The organism is Aquirufa antheringensis (assembly GCF_023921165.1).
GTDB lineage: Bacteria > Bacteroidota > Bacteroidia > Cytophagales > Spirosomataceae > Aquirufa > Aquirufa antheringensis.
This window is the reverse complement of the sequence record NZ_CP049835.1, coordinates 1,889,759-1,908,383: the sequence shown is the minus strand read 5'-3', so window position 1 is coordinate 1,908,383 and position 18,625 is coordinate 1,889,759. Positions and strand designations below refer to the sequence as shown.

At 41.5% G+C, this 18,625-nt stretch carries 15 protein-coding genes and 1 tRNA gene; 7 read left to right on the top strand and 9 right to left on the bottom strand.

The annotated features are described in order from the left end of the window. Positions 1-83: 83 nt before the first annotated feature. From porD to G9X63_RS08575, 8 genes are read right to left on the bottom strand one after another with little or no spacing between them, the layout of a single operon-like run. Positions 84-986, bottom strand: a complete 903-nt coding sequence (gene porD, locus G9X63_RS08610) for a type IX secretion system protein PorD (RefSeq protein WP_130896212.1) — start codon at positions 984-986, stop codon at positions 84-86. A 26-nt stretch (positions 987-1,012) separates the two neighbouring features. Then, positions 1,013-1,339 carry a DNA-directed RNA polymerase subunit omega gene (locus G9X63_RS08605; RefSeq protein ID WP_130896211.1) on the bottom strand — a complete coding sequence of 109 codons (327 nt, stop codon included), beginning with the start codon at positions 1,337-1,339 and terminating at the stop codon, positions 1,013-1,015. Positions 1,340-1,387: 48 nt separating this feature from the next. Further along, on the bottom strand, positions 1,388-2,278 hold the full coding sequence (locus G9X63_RS08600; RefSeq protein ID WP_252622509.1) for an outer membrane protein assembly factor BamD: 891 nt from the start codon (positions 2,276-2,278) through the stop codon (positions 1,388-1,390). Between the two features lie 18 nt (positions 2,279-2,296). Next, positions 2,297-4,048 carry an ABC transporter ATP-binding protein gene (locus tag G9X63_RS08595; protein WP_252622507.1) on the bottom strand — a complete coding sequence of 584 codons (1,752 nt, stop codon included), beginning with the start codon at positions 4,046-4,048 and terminating at the stop codon, positions 2,297-2,299. Then, on the bottom strand, positions 4,035-4,199 hold the full coding sequence (locus G9X63_RS08590) for a FeoB-associated Cys-rich membrane protein (RefSeq protein ID WP_130923534.1): 165 nt from the start codon (positions 4,197-4,199) through the stop codon (positions 4,035-4,037). Before G9X63_RS08590 ends, G9X63_RS08595 begins: the two co-directional genes overlap by 14 nt. A 1-nt stretch (position 4,200) precedes the next feature. After that, positions 4,201-5,001: an inositol monophosphatase family protein gene (locus G9X63_RS08585; RefSeq protein WP_130896207.1), complete on the bottom strand. Its 801-nt coding sequence runs from the start codon at positions 4,999-5,001 to the stop codon at positions 4,201-4,203. Next, the gene (locus G9X63_RS08580) at positions 5,001-7,094 is read right to left on the bottom strand and encodes a carboxy terminal-processing peptidase (RefSeq protein ID WP_130896206.1); all 2,094 of its coding nucleotides are present in this window, start codon (positions 7,092-7,094) and stop codon (positions 5,001-5,003) included. Before G9X63_RS08580 ends, G9X63_RS08585 begins: the two co-directional genes overlap by 1 nt. 4 nt (positions 7,095-7,098) lie before the next feature. Further along, positions 7,099-7,842: a BamJ family beta-barrel-assembly machinery protein gene (locus G9X63_RS08575; protein WP_252622504.1), complete on the bottom strand. Its 744-nt coding sequence runs from the start codon at positions 7,840-7,842 to the stop codon at positions 7,099-7,101. 253 nt (positions 7,843-8,095) lie between these two features. Here G9X63_RS08575 and atpA point away from each other — a divergent pair, with 253 nt between their 5' ends. The 5 genes from atpA (at position 8,096) to G9X63_RS08550 (ending at position 13,515) form a co-directional block, all read left to right on the top strand. Further along, positions 8,096-9,676, top strand: coding sequence for a F0F1 ATP synthase subunit alpha (atpA, locus tag G9X63_RS08570; RefSeq protein ID WP_130896204.1), 1,581 nt, complete (start codon positions 8,096-8,098; stop codon positions 9,674-9,676). 12 nt (positions 9,677-9,688) lie between these two features. After that, positions 9,689-10,567 carry an ATP synthase F1 subunit gamma gene (atpG, locus tag G9X63_RS08565; protein WP_252622502.1) on the top strand — a complete coding sequence of 293 codons (879 nt, stop codon included), beginning with the start codon at positions 9,689-9,691 and terminating at the stop codon, positions 10,565-10,567. A gap of 59 nt (positions 10,568-10,626) precedes the next feature. Then, positions 10,627-11,904 carry a GTPase HflX gene (gene hflX / locus G9X63_RS08560; RefSeq protein WP_130923538.1) on the top strand — a complete coding sequence of 426 codons (1,278 nt, stop codon included), beginning with the start codon at positions 10,627-10,629 and terminating at the stop codon, positions 11,902-11,904. Positions 11,905-11,939: 35 nt separating this feature from the next. Then, positions 11,940-12,011: transfer RNA gene (locus G9X63_RS08555), tRNA-Arg, on the top strand. 385 nt (positions 12,012-12,396) lie between these two features. Then, complete coding sequence (locus G9X63_RS08550; protein WP_252622500.1) at positions 12,397-13,515, top strand: hypothetical protein; 1,119 nt, start codon at positions 12,397-12,399, stop codon at positions 13,513-13,515. Here G9X63_RS08550 and G9X63_RS08545 read toward each other — a convergent pair. Continuing rightward, positions 13,512-14,210 (bottom strand): 6-phosphogluconolactonase, encoded by a 699-nt coding sequence (locus tag G9X63_RS08545; protein ID WP_252622499.1) that lies wholly within the window; start codon positions 14,208-14,210, stop codon positions 13,512-13,514. The two genes, G9X63_RS08550 and G9X63_RS08545, sit on opposite strands and share 4 nt — an antisense overlap. 267 nt (positions 14,211-14,477) lie before the next feature. Here G9X63_RS08545 and G9X63_RS08540 point away from each other — a divergent pair, with 267 nt between their 5' ends. Together G9X63_RS08540 and G9X63_RS08535 are read left to right on the top strand one after the other, a co-directional pair. After that, entirely contained in the window at positions 14,478-15,143 is a 666-nt protein-coding gene (locus G9X63_RS08540) for a hypothetical protein (RefSeq protein ID WP_252622496.1), read from the top strand. A 2-nt stretch (positions 15,144-15,145) separates the two neighbouring features. After that, a complete protein-coding gene (locus G9X63_RS08535) occupies positions 15,146-18,625 on the top strand; it encodes a hypothetical protein (protein ID WP_252622494.1) in 3,480 nt (1,159 codons plus the stop codon).

The window sequence follows — 18,625 nt, the reverse complement described above, 5'->3', positions numbered from 1 at the left end:
TATTCTCTATTATCTCTAATCTCCTATCTATGCTCTACTATCAACTGACCACTGTCCACTGGATACTGCTGCGAAGCAGCTCGCTATTTTAATAATCTGCGATACGCCTCCGTCCTAATCGGATCCAACGTACTTAAATAAGTAAAAGCTTGCTGACGTTCAGCCGGGAGGGCTTCGTCCAGAAGGGAAATGATTTCTTCTGATTTGGCATCAAAAAAGACGCGAATACTAGCCGCACCTGGGCGCAAGGTATTCATCTCCCTAATCGACTTCAATAGATCAAGAATTCCCTTTCTGGCTGCATCCGGATTCTCTGACATTTTATCTAAATAGAGGCGATGGTACTGGTAGTTCACCTCTCGCATGCCCTGCAAATTTTGGTTAATTAAGTTCTCCGATACGCCCATTCTGCTGCGAACATCAGAGATGACGCCCCAGCCAGAACCAGCGTTTTGGGCTAGATTCGTTAGATTATTTAATTTCTGAACGAAAGGTTCTCCTCCTTTTGGGGCAAAAGAATCATATGAATAGCTTAGTCCCAAATAAGCATAAAATGCCATCATCGAACTCAAGTTATCCGAAAAGCTATTGTCATTGTAGGTAATAGGCGTACCTAATTGGTACTTGAAATTGAAATTCTTGTCCACTAAATTCAATAAAACCGTTTCATAGGAGGTACCGTAAATGGGACGCAAAACTTGTACACGCGCTGTTGCCTCGATGTCTCCCTGGGCGGAGGACTTCGTTAACAGTAAATTAATCGTTAATTTGATTTTTTCTTCGGGTGCAAAATTATCTGATGACCACCTCCGGCCATTCATAAATTCCTGCATTGTTCGTTGTAATTCAGCATAGACTTGAGAACCGCCTCGCTGCTGGTCGAGCTGTAATTGCTCTGTACTGATACTAATAGAAGTTAAAAGTTCTTGAGCTTGAACAGCCCAAGAACTTAAAAGGAATATCAACAGAAATCGCATTGATTTCATGATCGATCTATTAAAATCACAGGTGACTAGTTTTCAGTTGTACCTTCTTCGCGGTTTCTGAAATCTACTTTATCAGCTAAAAAATCATCGATAGCTAAAGCGGAAGGCTTAGGCATACGCTCGTAGTATTTAGAGATTTCGATTTGCTCGCGGTTCTCAAAAATCTCTTCTAAATTATCTACAGAAGAAGCGAACTCAGATAATTTACCTGATAATTCTTCTTTCATCTTGCTTGAAATCTGACGTGCACGTTGTCCTACGATCGAAATCGATTCGTATACGTTACCAGTTTTAGCAGCGATCTTATCTACATCACGTGTAATGATGGATGGATTTGTTGGAGTCTTAGACATCTCTATATAATTTAAGATTGCAAATTTAACGTTATTTTTTAAGAAATACTATTGAGGACTGGTAGCAATTTTCGAAGTATTCGACTTCTCTTTTTCCTGCAATGCCTTGTATTCTGCTTCTAATTTGGCGATTCGGGTGACCTCATTTTGGCTCTCCGTGTACCATTTTTCAGCTGTTTTCAGTAACGAACTCTGTGGATACTTATCGATGAATTCTAAATAGAACTTCAATACGTCTTCGTAACGCTCCTTTTGTTTGAATTCGACCGTACTTTTTGCCAAATCAAACTGGGAAACTACCTTGAAATAAGCCATCTCCTCATTGTAATCAGAATCAGGGAAGTCACGTTGGAAATTCGTAATCTCAATGACAGCAGACTTCAAAGAGGCGATGTTAAAGGGAGAGGTTTTGTAATACAATTTAGCCTTTTCATAGGCTTTCTTCTCCAGTTTCTTCCGCAAATCCTTGATCATCAAACTGCAATCTTCCCGGTATTTAGAATCTGGGTAATTATTCAAATAACTCTGCAATTCATTGATAGCCGCTAAAGTACCTGTTTGATCTAAATTGAAATTAGGGGAATCCTTGTAAAGCGAAAAGGCAGCCATGTAAATCGACTCTTCTGCATATTCTGAACGAGAAAACACTTCAGAGAAACGCTTAAAGTGCGTATTAGCAACGGTATAGTTTGCTAATTCGAAATCACATTTGGCCTGGTAAAAAGTAGCCATTTCCTGCGTAGAATCACCCGTTAATAGCGGCAAAACCTCATCAAAAAGAATCCCAGCCTTATCAAACTCTTTCTTATTGTAATAATCAACCGCGGCTTTGTACTTAGTCGTAACGCTCGCGCTCTTTCTGAACTTCTCGAACTTCCCACACGCACTTAAACCGATTAAGGCGATTAAACAAACTAGTATTTTATTTTTCAAATTCATAAGCCCGCAAAGATACGTTTATTTTCTGAATTGTAGGTGATAGAGTTGCGCATATAAACCATCCAAAGCCAATAATTCATCTTGCGTCCCGCGCTCTTTAATTTCCCCTTTATCCATCACTAAAATTTGATCTGAATTTCGAATGGTAGACAAACGATGTGCAATCACAACTGCTGTACGCCCTTTCATCAAGGTAGAAATCGCCTGTTGAATCAATACTTCCGTGTCAGAATCCACGGAAGAGGTGGCTTCATCCAGTACAATAATCTTCGGATTATGGACCAAAGCACGCACAAACGAAATCAACTGCCTTTGCCCAACACTCAAGGTAGCTCCACGTTCTTTTACCTCATAATCATAGCCACCTGGAAGTGAAAGAATAAAATCATGGACACCCACTGCTTTCGCGGCTTCTACCATTTTATCCTGAGTGATCGACTCATCACCTAGATGAATATTGTAGGCAATCGAAGAACTAAATAAGAACACATCTTGTAATACCACCGCGATGTTTTTGCGCAAAGAGCCTATTTCGTAAGAGGTCAAAGGAACGCCATCGATGTTGATCTCACCACTTTGGCAATCATATAAACGCCCTAATAAACCAATAATGGATGATTTTCCAGCTCCAGTCGCTCCCACAATCGCACAGGTTTTTCCCGCTTCTACCGTAAAACTCACGTTTTTAACTACCCACTCTGGCTCTTGGTAAGCGAAAGTGACATCTGAAAAGGTTATTTTACCTTCGATGTGATCCGCCTGAATGGTTCCGTTATTTTGTATGTAATCCGTCGAATCTAAGAGCGTTAAAATTCGCTCCGTCGACACTATCCCCATTTGTAGTGTATTGAACCGATCCGCTAACATCCGAATAGGACGATAAAACAAGTTAATAAACATGATGAATGCGGTCAAGGTCCCCACTCCCATCTCTTCCTTCACAATGTAGGTGGATGCTGCCCAGACAACTAGCCCCGTACCAATCGCCGCAATGACGTCCGCCACAGGGAAAAAGACCGAATAGGCCAAAATACCCCGAATATTAGCGTCGCGATGTTCCTCGTTAATGCGGTTAAATTTCGCTAATTCTTGCTTTTCGGCGTGAAACATTTGGACGATTAACATCCCAGAAATATGTTCCTGCACAAAGGAATTTAGATTTGCGACCGCCGTTCGAACCTCATTGAATGATTTCTTGATGTATTCTTTGAACACATAAGTCGAAAAAATCATAAAAGGGACTGTCGCAATAATAATCAGGGTCAAGCGCCAATCCGCATAAAACATCACCCCTAAAATCAGGAATAATTGCAAAAGATCGCCCGCGATAGAGGCTAGTCCTTCTGAAAAAACGTCATTCAATGTTTCGATATCCGACACCGTCCGCGTTACTAAACGCCCGATAGGTGTCGCGTCAAAGAAAGCCAAACGCAGATGAACAATCTTCTCATACAATTGAATGCGAATGTCGCGGATGACGGTTTGGCCTAAATAACCGGCTAAATACGAAGTAGAAAACTGCAAACCTGTTTGCAATAAGAGGGCCCCCAGCATCCAACCCAGCATACGAACTAAATCGGAGGCGAAAGTCAAGCCTAGGTAATTATCTAAAGTATAGCGAATTAAAAGGGGGACAACAGGGGAAATCCCTGCCATACAAAGAATCAAAAAGACCAGAAACCAAAAGCGAAAACGGTAGGGCTGAATAAAGCCATACAACCGTTTAATGATCTGAAAATCGAATGTTTTACCGGAATTAGCTTCTTTCACTGTTCATTTTTTCGATGGAGGAAGAAGCTGCGCAGGTACCACAGCCTTTGGCACAGTTCCCTGCATTCTTACCCCAAAACTGATTGTATACCAGGCGAACTAAATAAACGAGCGCCGCAGCAAATACCAAAAAGATGATCCCGTTTTCCATATTAATCAAACCACTTAGATTGCAAAGTTCCTAAAAATTCCGAGAATATGGGACCTGCACCAATAATTTCACCCGTAAAAATAACGTCCTGGCCACCCGAAAAATTGGTCACCATTCCTCCCGCTTCTTCGATAATGATTTTACCTGCAGCGACATCCCAGGGCTTCAGATTAGCCTCAAAAAAGCCTTCAAAACGACCGCAGGCCGTATAAGCTAAATCAATGGCCGCCGCACCCATGCGTCTTAAACCGTGCGAAGAACGCATTAGTTCCTTCAATAAATCTAAATACCGGTCTTGGTAGGAGAAATCGTAATAGGGAAATCCGGTGGCTAATAAAGACTTAGACAAGGAATTTTCAGGAGAAACCTGAATGGGTTTGCCATTCAAATGCGCTCCGTGTCCCTTCACCGCGGTAAATAATTCATCGCGATTAGGCTCATAAATCAAACCTAGAATGGGCTGTTTATTCAGGATCAAACCCACCGAAACGGCGAATACCGGCAGCTTGTGCAGGAAATTCGTGGTTCCATCTAGAGGATCAATCACCCAATAATAACCCTCCCCTACTTCCTCGTAATTCGACGAAGTTTCCTCCGCGATAAAGGCCGCCTCTGGAAAAATAGCTGAAAGTCCTTGTTTTAATTTCGCTTCGGCCTGCTGATCCACAAAGGAAACTAAATCATTCGTTCCTTTATAGATAATATCCGAACTCGTAAACTGCGATGATTGCGCAAGAATCCATTGGCCGGTCTCCCGAACCAGTTTCGAAGATTCTTTCAATACATCGGTTAACGCTTTCATTATTTTTTAGCCACAGGTTTTACGCTTGCCAAAGGTCCTTTCAACCAATCCGCAATAATCTGTTGCGTCTCTTTCAAATACGTATCTTTCGCGTGCTTGTCTTTTTCTTTAGAAACCAACTTCGTGTCTTCCGCTTCAGCACCTGCCAACACTTCCATCACAGCCGCAGCCTCATCTGGCTTTTTCTTTTGGTCATCTAGTTCTTTCTTGCGCTTATCATATTGCAATGCAATCGAATTCGTTTCCTTTAATTTCTTCCAACGCTCTAAATCCTCTTTCAATTTCAATAGCTCAGGCTTCGTTTTCAAGCGATTTTGGAAAGCCACCTGTAATTGCTTCACCGTAGCAGGATTCACTTTTCCTGTCTTCGTAAACGTAGTCGAACGAATCATATCCCAAGGTAACGCACTTGGCTGAGAACTTTCACCAAATTCCTCCGCAGAGAAAGCCGATGGTAAAGCGAAATCAGGACTCACCCCTTTATGTTGTGTAGAACTTCCTGTGATGCGGTAGAATTTTTCCAAAGTAATCTTCAATACACCTGGATTTTCTTTCTCCGAACGAACGAAACGACTTAAATCTAACACGCTTTGAACGGTCCCTTTACCGTAGGATTGCTCCCCTACGATAATTCCTCGTTGGTAATCTTGAATAGCACCGGCAAAAATCTCCGAAGCGGAAGCAGAGAAACGGTTAATCAATACAGCCATGGGACCATCGTAGACTAATTCTGGATTCTCATCATTTTCCTGTGTGATTTGGCCAGTTGATTCTTTACGCTGCACCACAGGTCCAGAGGTAATAAATAAGCCTGTTAAATCAACCGCCTCGATTAAGGATCCTCCACCGTTGTTACGCAAGTCTATTAACAAGGCATCGATTCCTTCTTTCTTGAACTCCAAAAGAAACTTGCGCACATCTGCTGAAGTAGATTTAAAGCCTGCCTCATTATTGCGAGCCCCTTCAAAATCACGGTAGAACATGGGTATCGTGATTAAACCAATTTTGATGGTTTTGTCTCCTTGCTTTTGGAACAAAATCTCTTTCTTCGCCGTCTGCTCTTCTAGTTTAATCTTTTCGCGAACGATACGCACCTCTGTGGTCGGCGAACCCGTCACTCCCGAGGCAGGTAAAATCTTTAAGCGAACGACGGTTCCTTTAGGACCACGGATTAATTTCACCGCATCATCCGTAAACCAACCGATGATGTCGACGAATTTTCCATCCTCTCCCTGTGCTACTCCCACGATTCGGTCTTTCGGGTTCACTTGCTTGCTGCGATATGCGGGGCCACCCGGAACTAAGTCTACAATACTTACGTAATCGCCTTCTAGACGAAGTGTAGCACCGATTCCTTCGAAACTTTGGGACATATCCTTGTTGAATTCTTCCGCCGCCTTGGGAATCATGTAGGTTGTGTGCGGATCAATGCTTTCCGTGTAGGCGTTCATAAAGACTTGGAAAACGTCTTCTGACTTCGTTTTCGCCATGTACTTTTCCGTCCGCTTGTAACGCTCTTTTAATTCGCGCACAGAAGTTGTATCCGCTTTACCACCGATTTTCCAGTCTAATAATTGACGTTTTAAATCCTTACGCCAAAAATCATCCAACTCCGACTCCGATTTCGCCCATGTCGCTTTCTCTCGGTTTGGCTGGTAGGTTTCATCAACGGTAAAATCCGTTGGCTTATCCAATTGTGCCGTAATGAAAGCGTAACGGGCTTTCATGCGACTTTGGTACACATTATATATCTGAAAGGCTGAGGTTAAATCCCCTAAGTTTAGGGCCTCATCAATCGTAAAACGATACTTTTCTAATTCATCTATATCCGATGCCAAGAAAAACACCTTATTCGGATCCAATTGCTTGATATACGAATCGAAAATCTTCGAGGACAAGGAATCATTTACCGGCACTTTGCGGTAGTGGTAATTGCTCAAAATCTCAAATACCTTACTCTCTACCTTGCGTTGCAAAGCAGAGGGTTGCAAATCACCTTCTTGGTAATTGATCTGATTTTGCAGGTCTGAACCGTGCATAAACCAAACAACCAATAAGGAAAGCGGGATGAAAATAGGAAGTATCTTCTTCATAGGTTTACTTTTCAATCTCTAATAGTTCTACTTCAAAAACTAAAGCAGAATAAGGTTTGATGGTTTGACCACCACCACGAACGCCATAGGCTAAGTTTTCAGGAATAAATAATTTAAATTTAGACCCTACTGGCATTAACTGCAATGCCTCAACCCAGCCAGGAATTACTCCATTTACCGGAAACGAAATAGGTTCACCACGTTGAACTGAAGAATCAAACACAGTACCATCAATTAATGTTCCGTGGTAATGGGTTTTTACTTTATCAGTGGCCACCGGTTTAGGACCTGTACCTAATTTGATGATTTTATATTGTAAGCCAGAAGATGTCACCATGATGGAGTCTTTCTTTTTATTTTCTGCCAAAAACTTCTCTCCAGCCTCCTTGTTAGGTAAAAACTCTTTCGATTTTTCTAAGGCAAGCGCCTCTTGATTTTTCATCATGTAAGCCGAAACCACATTTTGACATTCTTGTTCTGTCATTTTCAAAGCGCCACCTTGGGTAGCTGCCTCGAAGCCTTTGGCCACCATCGCTGGATTTAAGGTCACTTTTTGAGACTTAAAATTCTGAGCCACAAGCACGCCCACGGCATAAGAAACAGAATCTACTTGATTTGCGAATTCTTTCACGGGCACTTTCGTTACCGAAATAGTCAACTTAGGTTTAGTTGTGGGCTTCTTTTTAGTCTGTGCTACAGAACTCAACGAAACAAGACAAGCAAAAATGGCTAATAATTTAATTTTCATAAAATAGAGAATTGATTTAAAAACAAAGGTTCGAAGATAAGCAAAAATGCCTCTTTTTCAAGAATTTTAACGGCATTTAACAGCTGTATTATCTTGAGCAAAATCCTATTCTTCAAAAAGTCTTATGATTAACGTCTTTTTTTGTAATAATTATGGGAATATTGAAATTTCCTAGCTAATTTTGCACCCGAAATTTGATTCAAAATAAATAGTTTAAAAATCAGTTTAAAATTATTAAACCCCTCCATTTTATATGGCATCAGTAAGACCAGATGAAGTTTCAGCAATTTTAAGGGAACAATTATCCCAAGCTAAAACTGTCGCAGAACTAGAAGAAGTAGGTACCGTACTCCAAGTGGGTGATGGTGTGGCACGTATTTACGGCCTATCTAACGTGCAAGCAGGTGAGTTGATCGTTTTTGAAAACGGTCTAAAAGCGTTAGCCTTGAACTTAGAAGAGGATAACGTAGGTGCTGTATTATTAGGAGACTCTAGCTCAGTTAAGGAGGGTGATACTGTAAAAAGAACAAACCTAATCGCCTCAGTTAAAGTAGGTGACGGGATTTTAGGTCGCGTAGTGAACACTTTAGGTGAGCCTATCGACGGAAACGGTCCTATCACAGGTGATTTATACGAGATGCCTTTGGAGCGTAAAGCACCCGGAGTAATCTTCCGTCAACCCGTTACAGAACCATTACAATCAGGTATCAAAGCGATTGATGCAATGATCCCAGTAGGTCGCGGACAACGTGAGCTAGTAATCGGTGACCGTCAAACAGGTAAAACAGCGGTTTGTATCGATACAATCATTAATCAAAAAGAATTTTACGATAAAGGAGAACCCGTTTTCTGTATCTACGTAGCGATTGGTCAAAAAGCTTCTACTGTGAAGCAAATTGAGCAAACTTTGCGTAAAGCAGGTGCGATGGATTACACCGTTGTTGTTTCAGCTTCAGCAGGTGATCCAGCTCCGATGCAATTCTACGCTCCCTTTACAGGTGCAGCGATCGGTGAATTCTTCCGTGATACAGGTCGTCCAGCTTTAGTCGTTTATGATGACTTATCGAAGCAAGCGGTAGCTTACCGTGAAGTTTCCCTTTTATTACGTCGTCCACCAGGACGTGAGGCGTATCCAGGTGACGTTTTCTACCTACACTCTCGTTTATTAGAGCGTGCAGCGAAAATTAACAACTCGGATGAGATCGCTCGTAATATGAACGACTTACCAGAATCGATCAAACACTTAGTGAAAGGTGGCGGTAGCTTAACAGCTCTTCCGATCATCGAAACACAAGCGGGTGACGTTTCGGCTTACATTCCTACGAACGTAATTTCGATTACCGATGGTCAAATCTTCTTAGAAACAAACTTGTTCAACGCAGGTATTCGTCCAGCGATTAACGTAGGTATCTCGGTATCTCGTGTAGGTGGTAACGCGCAGATCAAGTCAATGAAGAAAGTAGCGGGTACGTTAAAATTAGATCAAGCTCAATTCCGTGAATTAGAGGCCTTCTCTAAATTCGGATCTGACTTAGATGCTTCGACTAAATTAACGATTGACCGTGGTCGCCGTAACTTAGAAATGTTAAAGCAACCTCAATTCGCACCACAACGTGTGGAGGAGCAAGTTGCGATGATTTATTTAGCCACAACTGGTAACTTAGATAATGTGCCAGTAGAAAAAGTTCGTGAATTCGAACAAGATTTCATTCAAGTATTACGTGCGACAGAAAATGATACGTTAGTAGCATTAGGTCAAGGGAAATACGATGATGCCTTAACCGCTACGTTGAAGCGTGTGGGTAATGAAGTAGCAGCTAAGTACAAAGCATAAAATTAGAATACTATGGCTTCCTTAAAAGAAGTAAGAAATAGAATTGTATCCGTTAACTCGACGCAACAAATCACGAAAGCTATGAAAATGGTTTCCGCTGCGAAGTTGCGTCGTGCTCAGGATGCAATCCACCAAATGCGCCCTTACGCTCAGAAATTAGCGGAAATGATTGCAACGGTTTCTGCTCAAACAGAGGCAGGCGCAGAGAATCCTTTCACAGAAGTGCGTGAGATTAAGCGTGCATTAATCATTGTAGTAACGTCGGATCGTGGACTTTGCGGCGCATTCAATGCGAACGTAGGAAAAGCGACGATGGCTTTAGTACAAGAGAAATATGCAGACTTGAACGCGGCTGGGAACGTAGAGGTTTTGGCACTAGGAAAAAAAGGAGGCGAATACCTTTCTCGTCGTGGATTTAAAGTGAATGAGGCTCACGCTGACATTTTCACTCGATTGAATTTTACGAATGTACGCGAAATCGGTGAAGTGGTTTTAAACGCCTTCACAGAGAAGCAATTCGATGTAGTAGAAGTTCTTTTCAACTATTCGAAAAACGTAGCGACTCAAATCATCCAAACAGAGCAATTACTTCCTTTAGTAGCCTCAGAATCAGGCGAAAAAGCAAGTTCTGTTGATTACATTTTTGAACCGTCTGAGGAAGAAATCATCTCTGAATTAATTCCAAAGTCAATCAAATTATCTATCTTCCGTGCCCTATTAGAATCGAATTCTTCTGAACACGGTGCGCGTATGACAGCCATGGATAAAGCGACTGATAACGCAGGTGAATTAATTAAAGCATTGAAATTAGAGTACAACCGTTCACGTCAAGCAGCCATTACGAAAGAAATCTTAGAGATCGTAGGGGGTGCAGAGGCGCTAAACGCATAAGTATAACAGCTTACCTAACAAGAAAGCCTTTCTTTGCAGAAAGGCTTTTTTTAGCTAAAATGAAAAATAACGTAATTCACAGCACGGATGAGGAGCAAGAAACCGCTGTCTTAGTAGCCGTCACTTCTCAAAAGCAAACGGCCGAACAAACGGCAGAATACCTCGCGGAATTAGCATTTCTAGCTTCTACTTCAGGTGTTTTGACCTTAGCCACGTTTACACAGAACTTAGCCAAACCCGACAACCGCACCTACGTGGGAAAGGGAAAATTAGATGATATCATTGCCTATCTAGTTGCTAAAGATGTGGACATGCTTATTTTTGATGACGACCTAAGCCCGTCCCAGGTCCGTAATATCGAATATGAAATCTCGCTTTTAGGTAAAGAGATGAAAGTATTAGATCGGAGTTTACTCATACTCAATATTTTTGCCCAAAGAGCAAAAACACTTCAGGCCAAAACGCAAGTAGAGCTCGCGCAATACCAATACATGTTACCCCGATTAACCCGTATGTGGTCTCACCTTTCGAAACAACGGGGTGGTGTAGGTATGCGTGGTCCAGGTGAAAAAGAATTAGAAACGGATCGCCGTATTGCAAACGATCGCATTTCGTTTTTGAAAGATAAATTAGAACACATAGATAAACAATCGTATACGCAACGAAAAAATAGGGATCGAATGGTTCGCATTTCACTTGTGGGCTATACAAACGTAGGCAAGTCTACTCTGATGCAAAAATTAGCGAAAGTGGATGTTTTCGCCGAAAACAAATTATTCGCTACAGTCGACTCCACCGTCCGCAAAGTAGTTTGGGAAGGCATTCCTTTCTTATTAACGGATACCGTAGGTTTTATTCGCAAGCTCCCTACCCTCTTAATCGAATCCTTTAAATCGACCTTAGATGAGGTGCGCGAGGCTGATGTCTTATTACACGTGGTGGATATTTCCCACCCAAATTTTGAGGAACAAATTGAAGTCGTTCAAGGAATCCTGAACGAAATGGGCGTAGGTGACAAACCAACCATCCTAGTCTTTAACAAAATCGACCTCTTCCCTGTCGAAGATATTTTCTTCGAGGGATCCGAAGTGGGTCTAGATGGCGAACCAGAATTAAGTAAAATGGACCGGGTGACGGCCTTTTTGAAACGAACACACTGGCAAACCAATACACCTAAAACCGTTTTCATCTCCGCAGAACAACGCAGCAATTTAGCCGAACTTCGCGAGACGATTATGGATACCCTAAAAGACAAACACATGCAGATTTTCCCGAACTGGCTGGAGGGAAATCACTTGATGGGGCATAGTGATGGGTATACTCCTGAAGGAGAGTAGAGATAATAGAGTAGAGATTATAGAGTAGAGATATTGGCGCTGTAGTTCAACGGATAGAATAGGCGTTTCCTAAACGCTAGATGCGGGTTCGATTCCCGCCGGGGCCACAAATAACAGTAGCCAGTGGACAGTAGTCAGTGGACAGTCGGGAGGGAATGAGTCCGGAGGACGAAAAGAATAGAGCGCACCTTCTAAACGCTAGAGACGGCCGGGGTCGCGCTCGACTCGATTCCCGGCGGGGCCACAAATAACAGTAGCCAGTGGACAGTAGTCAGTGGACAGTCGGGAGGGAATGAGTCCGGAGGACGAACATTTCACGAGGTCATCCCCGCAGGGGATTCCAACTTTGTGCTTTGTGCTTTGCTCTTTGTTCTTTGAAGACGCGCAGCGTCAAACATTTCACGAGGTCATCCCCGCAGGGGATTCCAACTTTGAACTTTTTGCTTTGCTCTTTGCTCTTTGTTCTTTGTTCTTTTGTAAATAATAAATTACTTGATCCATCAACTTTACACAAACGTTAATGATTTACCTGAAACTTGGGATCAGGTATCGGATTCGTGCATTTTCTTGCAGCGCCGCTATTTAGGGGTTTTGGAAATATCAGCCCCTGCGAATATGCGCAATACGTTTGTAGGTGTGTTTGAAGGTGAAAAATTAATCGCCACAGCTTTATTCCAAGAAATAGATTTAGCCCTTCTGAGTAGTTTTGGTGAGAGGGATCATTATTTTTTAACTCAGGTTCGGAATTTCTTATTCCGTCAATTTGCTTCGAAATTACTAATTGTTGGAAACAATTTATTGAGTGGCCAAAATGCCTACAGCTGTTTGCCTGGAGCGAATGAAAAAAAGGTACTGGAAAAACTGAAGGAGATTTGCCTGCTTTGGCCCAATAAACCTCACTTAACTATTTTCAAAGACTTTACAGTAGCGCAATCAAAACCATTTGAAATACCTGCCTTTTCATCTGATTATCCGTTTAGCTCTCAACCCAATATGGTTTTCGAGATTAATTCTACATGGAAAACAGAGGCAGATTATGTGGCTGATTTGACAAAAAAATACCGGGATCAATTTAAGCGATGTCGTAAGAAAGGCAGCTCTATTCGGACTAAAGAATTGAGTTTAGAAGAAATCGCACAAAACGAAAAAACGATCTATTCTCTGTATCTGCATGTTGCTAAAAATGCCCCATTTAATACATTTATTCTACCAGAAACACATTTTTCTGTTTTCAAAAAACAAATGGCTGATGACTTTATCCTTCGCGGCTATTATGACAATGAGCAACTCGTGGGCTTTACCACTGTTATTCGCCACGGAAATGAATTAGAAACTTATTTTTTAGGCTATGATGACTCCATTCAACGAGAGAAAATGCTCTATTTGAACATGTTGTATGACATTATCAACTGCGGTATTTCACAGGGTTTTGAACGGATCATTTTGGGAAGAACAGCACTTGAAATTAAAAGTTCAATAGGAGCTATTCCGGTACAATTGAACGGTTTTATGCGCCATTCCTATACGTTAATACACCAAAATCTGAGCTGGATTTTTCCTTTCTTAGAACCAAAAACAAATTGGATTCAACGCCATCCCTTCAAAGATTAAATCGCAGAAGAATCGATTAAGCACTCCACATTAGGATGCATCCATAAAAATGATGCGGGACAATCAGTTCCAATTTTACGCTCCATAATCCGCTTAACCGCCTCTTGTTTACCCTTTCCCGTCACCAAAAAGATGATTTTCTTTGATTGCATGATCCCCTCCATACCTACGCAAAGCCCATAGGCAGGTTCATTTCCTTGCGATAAGGCAGGATCATGCGCTATAGTAGAGTCCGCTAAAATGGCTTTGTGAAAATCAGGATTTAAAGAAGCACCAGGCTCATTAAAGGCAATATGCCCATTTTTACCTAATCCTAAAATACAAATATCAAACGGGCCATTCTCGATCGTAAATTGACTAATCCGCTTACACTCAGCATCCACTTCTTCGGGTGCCGTATCAAAAGTCGTATATCGGTCATCTGAGATCTCCAAAGGGCCCAATAGGTGTTTTTTTAGATACGTTTCACACGAATCAGAATGACTTAAGGGAATAATTCCCCATTCATCCATTTTCATCACCCGCATTTTAGCATAAATCGACTTCTGTTTTGACATTTCTGCATACATCCCCGTAGGACTCCCACCGGTTGCAGCACAAAAGAGTAATTCAGGATTATTTTTAACTTCTGATGCAATCAATTGTGCAGCCTTTTCACTTAAAGTAGCATAATTTTCTAGGTAGGTAATTTTCATTGAGCTTGGTTTTAAGGGCAATATACCAAAAAATGAAGGGATCATTTTTAGCTTATTGCAAATAAATTAATTGGTATCCTAATTGATAAATAAAATTATCAGTTTACTGATAATTTGCTGTTTTGAAACATAAATAAACACCCTCAAATAACTCTAAACATGCATTTTACGGAAATATCAATTTCTATATAATTTATGTTATAACGCATTTAAAACCTTTTATGTAGCTTGCTTTAGCCTTTTAATAAATGCCTAACCACGAAAATAATGAGTCCCAGAAAATACCTAACCCTACTTTATACCTTTCTATTTATCTGCATAATTCCCATCTTAAGGCTTTCTGCCCAAGATTGGAATTATCAGATGGGTTTAAATGCAGCGCATCTTCGCTTCCAAAGTCCTACAGGGATAACCCAGAATTCCATTCGACCAGATGCTGGTTTGCACCTTTCCATTTATCGTACTCATCAACTACTGGATTCCTCTAAAACACCGTCTGCTTTTCTGCGTAAACTTGATTACCAAGTGGGTCTCGCTATCGACCAGTTTAATGCGGTAGGAGAGACACAAAATATTCCCTTCTCCTATACTTCAACTTATGTTGGACTCAACACAGGCTTAGGCATAAAATCGCATTTGGGTAGAGGAATTAGCGTTTCTTATGGCGGAACGTTGCAAGTTAAGCAACTCATTTTAGGCGCTCAAAAAATGGGAAATCAAGTCTATGATTTACAAGGCAACCCTCAATTTGACCGAATTTTATGGCATGTGGGGGCGCAAGTGAAGCTAGCCAAACAGTTGAATGATCAAGTAGCAATTTATGCCTTCTTTTCGAACAACTGGCAACTCAATACTAACCAGAAAGACGGAAGCCAATTCGCTATCAATCCTGTTTCATTCGGTTTTGGAATTCAATATTCTCTTCTAAAATAGCTATGTATAAAATTCTCTACACCATCCTATTTATAGGGATTTCCCTGTTTTCTTTTGGCCAAAAAACGGGTATTAATTACCAAGCGGTAATTTTAGACCCTAACCCGATCTCCATGCCTGGCAATAATTATACCGGGCAGCCGCTAGCTAACAAGGCGATTGAATTAAAATTTAGTCTGTTCTCTTCTACCCGCCTTGATTACCAAGAGACAATTCTCACCCAGACAGATGAATATGGCCTAATCAATGTTATTATAGGCAAGGGAATTAAAACAGGTAACACCTCATTTGATGATATCCTTTGGACTGATACCCTAAAAACACTACAAGTAGAGGTTAAATTTCCATCGACCTCCACTTACACGGAGATTAGTCGCTCTATCCTCCAATATAGCCCTTATGCACTATATGCGAAGTCTGTAGATTACCTCAATGTAAAGGGGACTCCTACTAAACTTTCTGCGTTTCAGAATGATGCAGGCTTACTAAACCAAACCGATTTAACAGCTTTAAGACTAGAAATCAAACAGCAAATTGATCAAATTATCCTGAATGATGTCCCATTAGCATCCGCCATTTTACCAGGTAAAATTAAACTTTCAGGTGATTTAAGTGGCCTTGCTACCGCACCATTGATTAAGGAAAATGCCATTACTCCTGAAAAAATTATCAATGGAGCCGTTCATAGTTCAAAGTTACGCGATTCGAGTGTAGTGGATCAAAAGATTGCCTTTGGCATTAATCCAGCTAAAGTAGGCTTAGAATTAGTGGACAACACAGCAGATCAAGACAAACCTATCAGTACAGCCACTCAAATAGCACTTAATTTAAAAGGTACAGTCAAAAAAGTAAATGGTATTTCTCCCGACGCAAATGGAAATGTAGTCATTTCATTGGGAAGAAATTATACCGGATTGTATAATGGAGGTGTATTTATCACGAGTGCGCCTCCCGTAGATGGGGATGTGTTCATTGTCTCTACGGATCCCATAGGCGCCAATAATGGACGAACATTCATTTACCTTCATCCAGATTGGAATGAAATTACGAATAACATTGGGTCGACTGATGCAAGGTATGTGCAATTAGCAGGAAGTACCATGCAAGGTGATTTACTTTTCCCCTCTGGAAAAAAAATAAGCCTGACTGATTTACCTACCATTTCGACAGATGCAGCGAATAAAGAATATGTCGATGCATCGAAAACACTCGACGCCACGTCCTTACTAAATGGAAAAATCAGACTAGCCGGAGATTTAACGGGTACAGCAGCTAGTCCCGAAATTGCGGTGGGTGTCATCACAAATGCGAAAATCGCATCAGGTATTAGTGCCACTAAGGTGGGTTTAGGGAATGTGGATAATACCGCCGATTTAGCAAAACCGATCAGCACAGCGACTCAAACAGCACTTGATTTAAAGGCAAGTATTACCTCCGTCAATTTAAAGGCGAATACAACAGACCTCGCCTTAAAAGCAGACCTATCAGATCTAAACTTAAAAGCGCCTATCGCTTCACCTACCTTTACTGGCTCTGTTTCAGGTATTACATCCGCTATGGTAGGCCTTTCGAATGTAAATAACACCTCTGACCTAGATAAAGCCATCAGCACCGCCACACAAAGTGCCTTAGATTTAAAAGCAACGAATACGGATTTAGCTTTAAAGGCTAACGCGACTGACTTAGCACTAAAGGCAGATATCATTAATCTGAACCTGAAAGCACCCATCGCTTCACCTACCTTTACAGGTAATGTTTCAGGGATTAGCTCATCTATGGTGGGCCTCGGAAACGTAAATAATACGACTGATTTAGCTAAACCAATTAGTTCCGCTACCCAAACTGCCCTAGATTTAAAAGCTAATACAACAGACTTAGAAGCTGGTTTAGCGACGAAGGCGGGCACAGCTTCTCCCACATTTACCGGAATCGTTTCCGGAATTACAGCCAGCATGGTGGGCTTAGGCAATGTGAATAATACGTCTGATGCGAACAAGCCGATTAGTAGCGCTACGCAGGCGGCTTTAGATTTAAAAGGTACCGTTAAAAAAGTAAATGGGGTGTCTCCTAACGCTGCAGGAGAAATTGCCATCTCACTTGGTCGTAATTATACTGGTGTATACAACAATGGAACATTTACTACAAGTGGCACTCCCGTGGAAGGTGATATCTTTATCGTCTCTGGCGATCCTACAGGATCGAACAATGGTCGAACCTTTATTTATGTGAGTACGATTTGGAATGAAATAACCAATAATATTGGAACGACAGATGCCCGCTATGTTCAATTAGCGGGAAGCACTATGCAAGGGAATTTGCTTTTCCCAACTGATAAAAAAATCACGCTCACTGACCTGCCTTCACTTAATACAGATGCTGCCAACAAGGCCTATGTAGACGCTTCAATTACGTTGGATGCAACATCACTCTTGAATGGTAAAATTAGGTTAGCCGGGGATTTATCGGGTACGGCCTCTAGTCCAACGATAGCAGCAGGCGCTATTACAGATGTAAAAATAGCCACAGGAATCAACCCCACTAAAGTAGGCTTAGGTAATGTAAACAATACAAGTGATTTGCTCAAACCAATTAGCTCGGCCACACAAACCGCTTTGGATGCGAAAGCAAGTAGTGCATCACTAGCTTTAAAAGCCCCAATCGATGCCCCCACTTTTACAGGAACGGTCTCTGGAATCACGAAAACAATGGTAGGCCTAGGAAATGCAGATAATACCACTGACGCCTTAAAACCTATCAGCACGGCGACTCAATCTGCATTAGACCTAAAGGCAAGTATATCCGCCCTCAATCTAAAAGCTAATACCAGTGATCTTTCACTAAAAGCTGATATCACGGATCTAAACTTAAAAGCACCTATCGCTTCTCCTACGTTTACAGGTCTCGTTTCAGGCATCACAAAAGCGATGGTGGGCCTAGCTGCTGTAGATAACACTACAGATTTATTAAAACCTATCAGCACAGCTACACAAACTGCCTTAAATCTAAAAGCTAGCTTGACTGGGATTGAGACGTTGACTAATAAAACATTGACCGCCCCTACCCTGACTTCTCCTGTGCTTGGAACTCCTGCCTCAGGTTTAGCCACGAACTTAACAGGCTTACCATTGACTTCCGGTGTCACTGGAATTTTAGCTGTAGGAAATGGAGGTTCAGGTGCTACTTCAATTACTGGAATCGTGAAAGGAAATGGGACTTCTGCCATGACGGCTGCCGTACAAGGAACTGATTTCAGTTTAGTTCGCGAAGTTTCAGATGAATATACGGCGACTGTGGGACAAACAACTTTTAGCTTGACCCAGACTAAATCTAGCAATGCCTTATTGCGACTTTACATTAATGGAGTTCGCATTTCGAAAACCGCATTTAGTCTCACCGGAACTACATTCACCTATATCCCGGCCAATAACGACACATATACTTTAGTTGCGGGTGATCGAGTTCAAATTGACTATTTCTATTAA

Bases quoted from the DNA above. Each gene is read 5' to 3' on its own strand.
- G9X63_RS08540 (WP_252622496.1), top strand. From the start codon at position 14,478: ATGAGTCCCAGAAAATACCTAACCCTACTTTATACCTTTCTATTTATC.
- atpA (WP_130896204.1), top strand. From the start codon at position 8,096: ATGGCATCAGTAAGACCAGATGAAGTTTCAGCAATTTTAAGGGAACAA.
- hflX (WP_130923538.1), top strand. From the start codon at position 10,627: ATGAAAAATAACGTAATTCACAGCACGGATGAGGAGCAAGAAACCGCT.
- G9X63_RS08575 (WP_252622504.1), bottom strand. From the start codon at position 7,842: ATGAAAATTAAATTATTAGCCATTTTTGCTTGTCTTGTTTCGTTGAGT.
- atpG (WP_252622502.1), top strand. From the start codon at position 9,689: ATGGCTTCCTTAAAAGAAGTAAGAAATAGAATTGTATCCGTTAACTCG.
- G9X63_RS08590 (WP_130923534.1), bottom strand. From the start codon at position 4,199: ATGGAAAACGGGATCATCTTTTTGGTATTTGCTGCGGCGCTCGTTTAT.
- G9X63_RS08585 (WP_130896207.1), bottom strand. From the start codon at position 5,001: ATGAAAGCGTTAACCGATGTATTGAAAGAATCTTCGAAACTGGTTCGG.
- G9X63_RS08545 (WP_252622499.1), bottom strand. From the start codon at position 14,210: ATGAAAATTACCTACCTAGAAAATTATGCTACTTTAAGTGAAAAGGCT.
- G9X63_RS08605 (WP_130896211.1), bottom strand. From the start codon at position 1,339: ATGTCTAAGACTCCAACAAATCCATCCATCATTACACGTGATGTAGAT.
- G9X63_RS08580 (WP_130896206.1), bottom strand. From the start codon at position 7,094: ATGAAGAAGATACTTCCTATTTTCATCCCGCTTTCCTTATTGGTTGTT.
- porD (WP_130896212.1), bottom strand. From the start codon at position 986: ATGAAATCAATGCGATTTCTGTTGATATTCCTTTTAAGTTCTTGGGCT.
- G9X63_RS08535 (WP_252622494.1), top strand. From the start codon at position 15,146: ATGTATAAAATTCTCTACACCATCCTATTTATAGGGATTTCCCTGTTT.
- G9X63_RS08600 (WP_252622509.1), bottom strand. From the start codon at position 2,278: ATGAATTTGAAAAATAAAATACTAGTTTGTTTAATCGCCTTAATCGGT.